Source organism: Listeria floridensis FSL S10-1187 (assembly GCF_000525875.1).
GTDB lineage: Bacteria > Bacillota > Bacilli > Lactobacillales > Listeriaceae > Listeria > Listeria floridensis.
Genome location: NZ_AODF01000001.1, coordinates 343,089 through 352,518, shown reverse-complemented (window position 1 = coordinate 352,518; position 9,430 = coordinate 343,089). Strand labels below are relative to the sequence as shown.

Genomic DNA, 9,430 nt, shown 5'->3' with positions numbered 1-9,430 from the left:
GTACGCCGATCAGTTGAAAAACCAGTTTCAGGCGTGGAAGAAGTTGAATCCGGAAGAAGCGGTTTCAGAGAACGATTTTCGAGCGGCGATGCTGAATACGCGCGCGTTTGCGTATACGTCGATTCAGGATGAACAGCAGAAAAAGGAGTTTTGGGTGAATGTTGCGGCGACGGTCGCGATCGTCGGGGTTGCGATTTTTTGTCCGCCTGCTGGTCTCGTGCTTGGGGCGGCTTATGGCAGTCTAGAAATGAGTGCGGCAGTGACGGGAAAAGATTGGCTGACGGGGCGTGAGATGGCTACGTCGGAACGCGCATTACGTGGAGCATTTTCGCTGTTTGACCTAGTTCCGGGCGTAAAGGCGATGTCTGGCGGGACGCGAGTGCTCGGGGAAACGGGACACTTAGCGGAACTTAGTCGGCTGGTGATGCGCGGCAAGCAAACAGCGGTATCGAAAGCAGAGGATTTGGTTCGGATTGGAAAGAATCAAGCGGAGATGCGGGTAAGAAGTTTGAAAGGGTCGCTCGCGGATGCGGCGCATAGCGGGGTTAAGAAGCTATCGCGCGGTTTAGATACGATCGGGAAAGTCGGAGCGAAATGGGGGAATAGTTTGAACTTACCGCCACGACAGCAACTCGCGATGGCGGATGTTGGCGGACTGGGTACATCTGGTAGCTCGAAGGTGCTTGCACGGACGGATAAATTGCAGGCTACGTTGCAGCAGTTTGATGTGAATCTTGGCGGGGGAAGTAAGGCAGATGGTATAATGGAGAAAGCCAGTGGGGCTGGTGGTTTAGGTTCGGGGAATGTTGGGGATTTTAGTAATTTACAAGGTACCAGCGTAGATGATATTTTGTCTAGAATTCCTAAAGATGCTAATAAACGAGTTTTAACACCTCAGCCAGGAAAAGTAACAGAAGGCTTTGAATATACCTGGAAAGCTTCTGATGGAACAAAAATGACTGTTAGAGTTCATGGGCCAGATGCATCAGCACCAGCAGGAAGTAATTCTGCAGATGGTTGGATTGTGAGAGTACAAAAAGGGAAAAAATATTTAGATCCTGTAGCTGGAGAATTTCAACCTCCTGGAATATCAAGACCTAATAGTGAATTTTATAATGAAGATCTTATAAATAGTACTCATATTCCGATTCAACCACCAAAAAAATAAAAGCAGGAGGAATCTAAATGGATTGGTTAAGTATTTTAAAAGATTCAGAAAAAAATAAGAATGATAAATTAGAAGCAGTAGGTTATATAAGAGATATTTTAGATTATGGTGACGAACCAGATGATAAAGCTATAGAAATTATTGATAATTTAGCTGTTCAAGCTACATTACAAGATGATAATGATGTTAAAGAATCAATACTAGATGCAATGTTAGAAGGTTCGAAGGCTCCAGAGGTTGAGAAATCAATTAATTTGAACCCAATCATTAATCACTTAAATGAATTTAATGATGAATGTTTGAGTTATATATTAAGTATGCTTGGGAATTCAGGAAATGTAAAATACAAAACAATTATTGAGTCGTACAAAGATAACACTCAGTTAGAAGAAGATGTTGAAGAAGCATTATCAGAACTGGATTATAGAATAAAAAAAATAAAAAAAGGCACTCTACTATCTGATTGGCGTCGGATAGTAAAGCCTTGAATAGTAAGCGTGAACTCACTAATCAAGTTGCCAACAGCTAACAAAAGCTAGCTATATTTATAGTACAAAAGTTTAGAGGGATTTTCTAGTCCCTTTGACGTTTTATTTGATGTGTAAAGAGCTAATTTGTTAATTATTGAAACGATACGAGTGAGAGTAACTTGCTTGTATCGTTTTTTTTGTTGGCTTAAAATAAAGGAGAAAAATAAAGACCCATTGAAAGAAATACGCACCAAGCTATTTTTAGCCTATATGAGATGAGGCTGAGGAAGACATTCGGAATTTGGATGCGTCCAAGTTTACGACGAATCGGATTGGGGCGACGAAAACGGAGACTGTTTTTGGGAATAGTTATACGCAGGAACAGCGGGAAGTACCAAAAACAGAAGTGACGATGGATGATTTGTTTAGCGGGAGTAATGTGTACGCGGATCAGTTGAAAAACCAGTTTCAGGCTAGGAGGTAAGTAGAATGATTGATAAGCAAATAACGAATATTTTGGAATCGTATAAAAAACAACAAATATTTAAAATAGAAGACTTCTTACTTTCAGAAGTTGATGAAGATAGTTTACAAGAAATAATAGATTTTGTAGTTTCTAATGATGTTAGTCAGAAAACTAATTTTAGTGATGAATTATATGATGGTAACGAGTATGAAGGTGTATTTTTAGAAGGTAATCAATATTTATTATTTAGCTCAGAAGGAAAAGTAATGATAATTGATATGTTAAGTGAGGCTCATGGTGTTAATGTAAAAGATACTCGAGTTCAATTTGATGAAGAAAATTTTATCAAACTAATCACGAACAAAAGAGAAGTTCTTAATTGGATTAAAAATTATAAAGTGGATAAATAAAAAGGCACTTTACTATCCGATTGGTGTCGGATAGCTAAGTCTTGAATAGTAACCCCAAACTCATTAATCAAGTTGCCAATAGCTAACAAAAATTAGTTGTATTTAGTGTGTAGTATTTCAGAGGACATTTCTAGTCTTTTCGAACTTTCATTGAATATAAAGCAATTCCAAGGACGAATCAGGGCATACACCCAAATTATTTTGATAAAGAGGATACGCATGCACGAGCAAATATACCGAAAACAAAAATGAGTAAGATTAGCTTATTTAGCGGCCGGAATAAATTAGCCAATTTCAAAAACGAGAGAGAATCCCCTTGGAGCGCACGCACTCCAAGGGGATTCTCTGGGAGATATGCGACACTTAAAGCATGGCTTTGTACAGCGCTAAAATATCTTCACGTGAAGCTTCACGCGGATTTCCGCCCGTACAAACATCCTTTAGCGCGTCACCTGCAATCGCCGGAAGATCCGCTTCCTTCACACCCAGCTCGCTGATATTTTGCGGAATTCCGACTGCTTTTCCAAGCTCCTTCACCGCCGTAACAGCCTTCTTGCGAACATCGTCAAGAGAAAGTTCTGCAGCGTCCGAAACCCCCATTACGCGCGCAATCTCACGATATTTTTCTCCAGTAAAGTCCTTATTGTAATCCATCACGATCGGAAGAAGCGATGCACAAGCGACCCCATGTGGCACATTGTACCAAGCACTAAGCGGATGCGCCATCCCATGTACGAGCCCAAGACCGACATTTGAAAAACCCATTCCGGCCATGTACTGCCCAAGCGCCATATCTTCCCTAGCAATTTGATCCCCGCTAACAGAAGCCTTAAGCGACCGGGCAATAATTTCAATCGCCTTAAGATGAAGTGTATCCGTCAGTTCCCAAGCGCCCTTCGTAATATAACCTTCAATCGCGTGCGTCAGCGCATCCATTCCCGTAGCTGCGGCAAGCTTGTCCGGCATTCCGAGCATCATGTCGCTGTCGACAAATGCACAAACTGGAATATCATGTGGGTCGACACACACAAATTTACGATTATTTGCCTCATCTGTAATCACATAATTGATTGTGACTTCCGCGGCCGTTCCAGAAGTTGTCGGCACAGCCAAAATTGGCAAACTCGGCCGCTCCGTTCCCGGTTCACCTTCAAGACTAAGAACATCTGCGTGTTCCGGATTCGTTCGAATAATCCCGATTGCTTTCGCCGTGTCAATCGGAGAACCTCCCCCAACAGCCAGAAGATAATCCGCATCTGCCGCTTTCACTGCCTCGACCCCATCCGTGACATCCTGCATTCCTGGATTCGGCTTAATCGTATCAATCACCTCATAAGCAAGCTTGAACTCATCCAAAAGTCCCGTAATTTTCGCGAGCAGCCCAGCTTTCACAATCCCTTGATCCGTCACAATTAAACCTTTCTTAAATCCGCGTTTTAAAACCTCATCCGGAATTTTTCGGATCGAACCTGCCCCAAAATACGATGTTTCATTCAAAATCATACGATTAACCATCATTTACACTCCTTTGTTAAAAAGTTCACAAAATAGTTTTAGCAAAAGGAGCCGCGTGTAGCGACCCCCAAATTTGTTTACGCGAGATAAAATACTTGCGTCAAATCCTTAGAAACCGGACTGTTGTCTTCATTTGATTTCATAATCGGTGCCATATATGCCCACCATTTTTTGCAAATCTCCGTCTCCGCGATCCTATCATAGTCCGCTTTATTTTCAACCTCCAAATATGCGAATAAAATATCCGTTACCGGGTCAAGGAAAATCGAATAATTAGAAGCGCCATGGGCTTTTAACGCTTGCTCCATTTCCGGCCAAAGCTCATCGTGGCGCTTCTTATACTCCGCTTGGTTGCCTTCATATAAATACATAATTGATGCGATTCGTTCTATCATCCTAATCCTCCCGTACAAGGTCAAGGTAGCCTGCTTTCGGCTCGACCCCAAAACTTTCTCCAAGTTCTGCCAGTTGTCTGTCTGAAATCGTCTGCCGAATGGGACCTTGCGCGCAAACAATCGTGTAAACTTGTGCTGCCTTTTCCGCGGTTTCAATCAGCCCGAATGTTTCATCCATTGTTTCGCCTGCACCGTAAATACCGTGATGCGGCCAAACCACAAGCCGTGTTTCCTTCATTTTGTCCGAAGTTGCCATCCCGATTTCATTCGTCCCTGGAATCAGCCAAGGAACAACTCCGACCCCGTCCGGAAATACCACAAGACATTCCGTACACATTTGCCAAAGCGTCCGCGTAAAGGCACGCTCATCCAGATCATGCGTAAACGTCATTGCGAGAAGATGCGTAGCATGACAATGCATCACGACACGGTTTTTCGGATTCACCGAAAGCCTAGCAATATGACTCATTAAGTGAGAAGGGAGTTCACTTGTCGGCACGCCTCCGTCTGAGTAGCCCCACAAAATTTCTACGCCATCTCCGGCCGCGGCAATCCGAATCAAGCCTAAGTTTTCCGCCGGAGCCTTCGCCACGTTTTTAAAATATTTACCCGAACCAGTGACGAGGAAGTATTTTCCAGCAAGTGCGCTGCCGTCAAAATCCATCGGAATGCGGCGCAAGACATGATTGACATCAAGATAATCCGCCACTTCCGCTTCGCTCAGCAAATAACTGATGTTGCCGCCGTTGCGTTCATCCCAGCCGAGCCGGTATAAATTGGAAGCCGTATCTACCATTTCCCTCAAAAAAGGGGCATTTTCTATGTTTTCCATCGAATAAAACTCCTATCTGTTTAAAAGTGCGTTCCGGTTCAAAAGAACATCTTTTTCGTAGTCGCGAACCTCTTTCAGCCAGTCGAGACCAACCGGAACCCCGTTCATTTCACAGAACTGATTCCAAATATCGCCGAATGGGAAGTCTTTCAGTTCCTCCGTCAAGACCATCCGCGTCGTGAAATCATTTTCAAGCTCCATTTTCTTCAAGTCTTCCGTTGGCTCGAGAAAGGCCTTAAGGAGAGCCTTTTGCGTGTTCCGCGTGCCGACTACCCACGCTGCGATGCGGTTAATCGTTGCGTCGAAAAAGTCGAGCCCGATATTTGTTACTGGCAGCAAATTATTCCTAACAATTTCGCGACCGATTTCAATCAATTCATCATCCATCAGTACAACATGGTCGCTATCCCAGCGAACCGGACGACTAACGTGCAACATAATGCCTTTCGAGAACAAAGCGAGCGACGAGAGTTTATTTGAAATCACTTCCGTTGGATGGAAATGTCCTGCGTCAAGACAAATCAACTTATCACGTGTCAGCCCGTATCCCATATAAAATTCATGCGAACCAACTGTATAAGCTTCCGCGCCAAGACCAAACAGCTTACTTTCCACCGATTCTTGCGTATAGTTTTCATCCAATTTTTCCTCAAAAATCTCATCGAGTGCTTCCATCAAGCGTTTCCGCGGCGTATAACGATCAATCGGATTGTCTTTCATGCCGTCTGGAACCCAGAAATTATTGATACTGGTTTGACCAAGTTCTTTTCCGAAGTATTCCGAGATTTTGCGCGAACGTTTACCGTGTTCTATCCAGAAATCGCGAACCGTCTTATCCGGAGAAGCAAGCGTGTAGTTGTCCTTGAACATCGGATGCGAGAAGAAAGTTGGATTGAAGTCAAGTCCGAGACCTTGCTCTTTAGCCCAAGTTACCCAGTTTTCAAAATGCTTCGGTTCAATCGTATCGAGATCAATTTTTTCATCCGTATCCGCATAAATGGCGTGCAAATTCACCTTGTGTTTTCCGGGAATAAGAGTAAAAGCCTTCTCAAGATCTGCTCTAAGCTCTGCTGGCGTGTGCGCCGCCCCGGGATAGTTTCCCGTAGCCATAATTCCACCAGTAAGTTCCCCGTCTGGATTCATGAACCCTTTCACATCATCACCTTGCCAGCAGTGCATCGAAATCTTCACATCTTGTAGCTGCTTAAGCGCCGCATCCGTATCCACTCCAATTGCTGCATAGCGTTCCTTTGCCGCCAAATAACGTTTTTCTACTTCACTCATTTTAAAAGCCTCCTTCGTTTAGTTCCGAACAAGCGCTGCATAATTTTGTAACGCCTGTGTCTCTTCATTGTCTTCTGGTAAAAATGTCTTAATTTCAAACGATTTACGAATCAAATCCCGTGCTTCTGCTACATTACCGAGCTCACCTTCCGCGATCAGCTGGACACTCAAATTGCCTATCGCCGTTGCCTCTTGCGGTCCCGCATACACTTTGATTTTGGCAAGATTTGCTGTCAACTGATTTAAAGTAGCCACATTGCTTCCGCCGCCAACAATATAGAGCGCATCAATTTCCTGCTCCGTAATGGCTTTCATCTTCTCAATCGCTTTCGCATAACAAAGTGCAAGACTACCATAAACACAATTTGTCAGTTCGCCGATTGTCTCTGGAATCGGCTGATACGTTTCGCGGCAATACTCTTGAATTTCTGCAATCATATTATCCGGATTGTTAAAGCGATCGTCATTCACATCAATGATAGAGCGAAAATAAGGATAATTGTTGGCCATTTCTGCCATTTCCGCGAAGCTGTACTGATAATCTGAAAGCCGTGCGATTTCTTGAATAATCCAAAGCCCCATAATATTTTTTAAGAAACGGTAAGTGCCGTAAGCGCCCCATTCATTGGTATAGTTTTCTTGAAAAGCAAGGTCGCTTGTGATCGGTGTTTTGAGTTCCATTCCAAGAAGGGACCACGTGCCGCTGCTTAAGAACGCCCAGTTTTCACTTGCTTTCGCCGGCGTACCGACGACGGCCGAAGCCGTATCATGCGTGGCGACCGTAATTACACGCGTATCAGGCAAATCATACTTTTCATGCCTTGTGGACTTTAGTTTGCCAAGGTAGGTTCCGGCATCCGTAAGTTCTGCAAATTTGCAAGGGTTAATCCCGAGGTGCTTCAGCAAGTCCTCATCAAACAACTGCTCACGCAGATTGAGCATCTGAGTGGTAGAAGAATTGGTCGTTTCCGCCACTTGCCGGCCAGTCAAGACAAATCCAATGTAATCAGGAATTAAAAGTATTTTATCCGCCGCCGCGATCATCTTTTTATCTTCGACATATAACTGATAAAGCGTATTTAACTCAAGAAATTGTATCCCAGTTTTTTTATAAATATAATCTTTGGGGTATCCAGATGTTAGTTCGCTGATTTTCCCAGCCGTACGTCCATCACGGTAGCTGATCGGGTCAGCCAGTTTTTCTCCGTTTTGGTCAACGAGTACATAATCAACGCCCCACGTATCAATCCCTAAAGTGCATTCTGTGATGCCCATTTTTTTTCACTTTCGCAAGGCCGGTAAAGATTTCTGCGATTAGTGCTTCAATATCCCATCTGTCATGACCGCCGCGGAAAGCAAAACCGTTTTTAAAGCGGTGGACTTCACTTAACATCAACTTCTCGCTTTCAACCTTGCCTAGGAGAAGTCGACCACTTGAAGCTCCAATGTCAATTGCGACATAATTTTTCATATTAATCACTTTCCTTTAAAGCTGCTACTGATTTGACTGCAGTTGTTTGATCTAAATTACCGTAACGTTCTTTTGTGATATCATCAAGCGTACGTCCGCGAGTATTTGGTGTCCAAATGACGCCGATTAGAAGCGAAATCGCCAAGAGCACAATCATGATCGTTCCGGCTACTGTGAATCCAAGATTTGCAAGGATAACCGGGAAGATGATCGACCAAATACCAGCGCTACCGCGAACGAGAAAGAACATAATGCCCTGTACACCACCGCGATATTGCGTTGGGAAGAGTTCTGTTGACCAGAGTGCATAGAATGCTTGGGCGCCGATGCCAGCTGAGATCCCCCACAAGATGACGAATGTCCAAAGACCAACCCAACTCATACCGACGTAAGTCAGTACGATCCATGATGCAACAGCCATAGCTGCTCCGATGAAGAAGAGGAAGCGGTGGCTGACGCGGTCGCCGAATTTGGCAAATCCGAAGTAAGTTCCAGCTGCTGTTAAAATCCAAAGAACGGCTTGAAGCATGTTTGCTTGTGTATTGGTTAGTCCGCCGACTGTTTCATAAACGAATGGCATGAAGAAGCCCATTGCTCCGGCAACTAGATTCCAGAACATATATACGCCGACAAGGAATAAGATTGATTTAACGTTAACTAAGTTTGAAAAAGCATTTTTAATTGGATGTGCTTGTTTGGCACCAGAAGCTTTAATTTTAGCTTGTTCAGCTTCCCAATCTTTCGATTCATCTAGTTTACGTTGTAAGTTCCAAGCAACTAATGCAACGATTAGAAGCGATAAGAAAAGTAAGCGATTTCCAAGAAGACCAAGCGGTGAAACCAAAATTCCTAGTGTGAATATAATGGCAGGTCCGCATGACCAGGCAAATTGTGATATTCCAATATTTCTTGCCCTGATTTTTGGATTTGCCATTTCAGAAATATAAGTCCATGAAGCTGGTACGCCTGCGCCGACGGATAATCCGGTGATTAGGAATCCGACCAGAAGCATCGTAAAGTTCATTGATAGCATGATAATTGCAACACCTAAGATATAAACAAGCATGTTATACGTATAAATAAATTTACGGCCGTATTTATCAGCTAAATGGCCGCCGATTAAAGCGCCAATTGCCGATCCGAATGCGTTTGCACTCACCGCACCAAGTAAACCTACTGCAAAACTATCGAGCCCAAATTCTTGCGCCCATAAAGTTAATCCACTTGCACCTGCAACAATACAACCTGAGTCTAAGTAATTTGTTAGGGAGACGGCAATGGTTCCCTTTTTATTTTCTTTCACATCACTACTCACAATTAACCCTCCTACGTATTTTTGTTAAGCGCTTACTTATAATATATTCTTAGATGGTTGCGCTTACAATGTCGTATGATTATAATAATAGTATCGAATATACA

General features: G+C 43.5%; 9 protein-coding genes and 1 pseudogene. 4 read left to right on the top strand and 6 right to left on the bottom strand.

The window, feature by feature from the left end:
• The 4 genes from MFLO_RS14440 to MFLO_RS01845 form a co-directional block, all read left to right on the top strand.
• Positions 1-1,168 (top strand): polymorphic toxin type 30 domain-containing protein (locus tag MFLO_RS14440; protein ID WP_241433497.1); only part of this gene is annotated, 1,168 nt, incomplete at its 5' end.
• A gap of 17 nt (positions 1,169-1,185) precedes the next feature.
• The gene (locus tag MFLO_RS01855; RefSeq protein WP_051993408.1) at positions 1,186-1,656 is read left to right on the top strand and encodes a hypothetical protein; all 471 of its coding nucleotides are present in this window, start codon (positions 1,186-1,188) and stop codon (positions 1,654-1,656) included.
• A 283-nt stretch (positions 1,657-1,939) separates the two neighbouring features.
• Positions 1,940-2,122 (top strand): hypothetical protein, encoded by a 183-nt coding sequence (locus MFLO_RS01850; protein ID WP_036095962.1) that lies wholly within the window; start codon positions 1,940-1,942, stop codon positions 2,120-2,122.
• A gap of 5 nt (positions 2,123-2,127) precedes the next feature.
• Positions 2,128-2,514: a hypothetical protein gene (locus MFLO_RS01845; protein WP_036095961.1), complete on the top strand. Its 387-nt coding sequence runs from the start codon at positions 2,128-2,130 to the stop codon at positions 2,512-2,514.
• Positions 2,515-2,877: 363 nt separating this feature from the next.
• Here the strand turns inward: MFLO_RS01845 and fucO are convergent, their stop codons facing one another.
• The 6 genes and pseudogenes from fucO to MFLO_RS01815 all read right to left on the bottom strand — a co-directional run bounded on the left by fucO (position 2,878) and on the right by MFLO_RS01815 (position 9,314).
• Positions 2,878-4,029: a lactaldehyde reductase gene (fucO, locus tag MFLO_RS01840; protein ID WP_036095960.1), complete on the bottom strand. Its 1,152-nt coding sequence runs from the start codon at positions 4,027-4,029 to the stop codon at positions 2,878-2,880.
• Between the two features lie 77 nt (positions 4,030-4,106).
• Positions 4,107-4,421 (bottom strand): L-rhamnose mutarotase, encoded by a 315-nt coding sequence (gene rhaM, locus MFLO_RS01835; protein ID WP_036096018.1) that lies wholly within the window; start codon positions 4,419-4,421, stop codon positions 4,107-4,109.
• Between the two features lie 4 nt (positions 4,422-4,425).
• Positions 4,426-5,256: a rhamnulose-1-phosphate aldolase gene (gene rhaD / locus MFLO_RS01830; protein ID WP_036095958.1), complete on the bottom strand. Its 831-nt coding sequence runs from the start codon at positions 5,254-5,256 to the stop codon at positions 4,426-4,428.
• Between the two features lie 12 nt (positions 5,257-5,268).
• Positions 5,269-6,540 carry an L-rhamnose isomerase gene (gene rhaA, locus MFLO_RS01825; RefSeq protein ID WP_036095956.1) on the bottom strand — a complete coding sequence of 424 codons (1,272 nt, stop codon included), beginning with the start codon at positions 6,538-6,540 and terminating at the stop codon, positions 5,269-5,271.
• A gap of 18 nt (positions 6,541-6,558) precedes the next feature.
• Positions 6,559-8,011: pseudogene (gene rhaB, locus MFLO_RS01820) on the bottom strand (rhamnulokinase).
• A 1-nt stretch (position 8,012) separates the two neighbouring features.
• Positions 8,013-9,314: an MFS transporter gene (locus tag MFLO_RS01815; RefSeq protein ID WP_173400569.1), complete on the bottom strand. Its 1,302-nt coding sequence runs from the start codon at positions 9,312-9,314 to the stop codon at positions 8,013-8,015.
• Between the last annotated feature and the right edge of the window lie 116 nt (positions 9,315-9,430).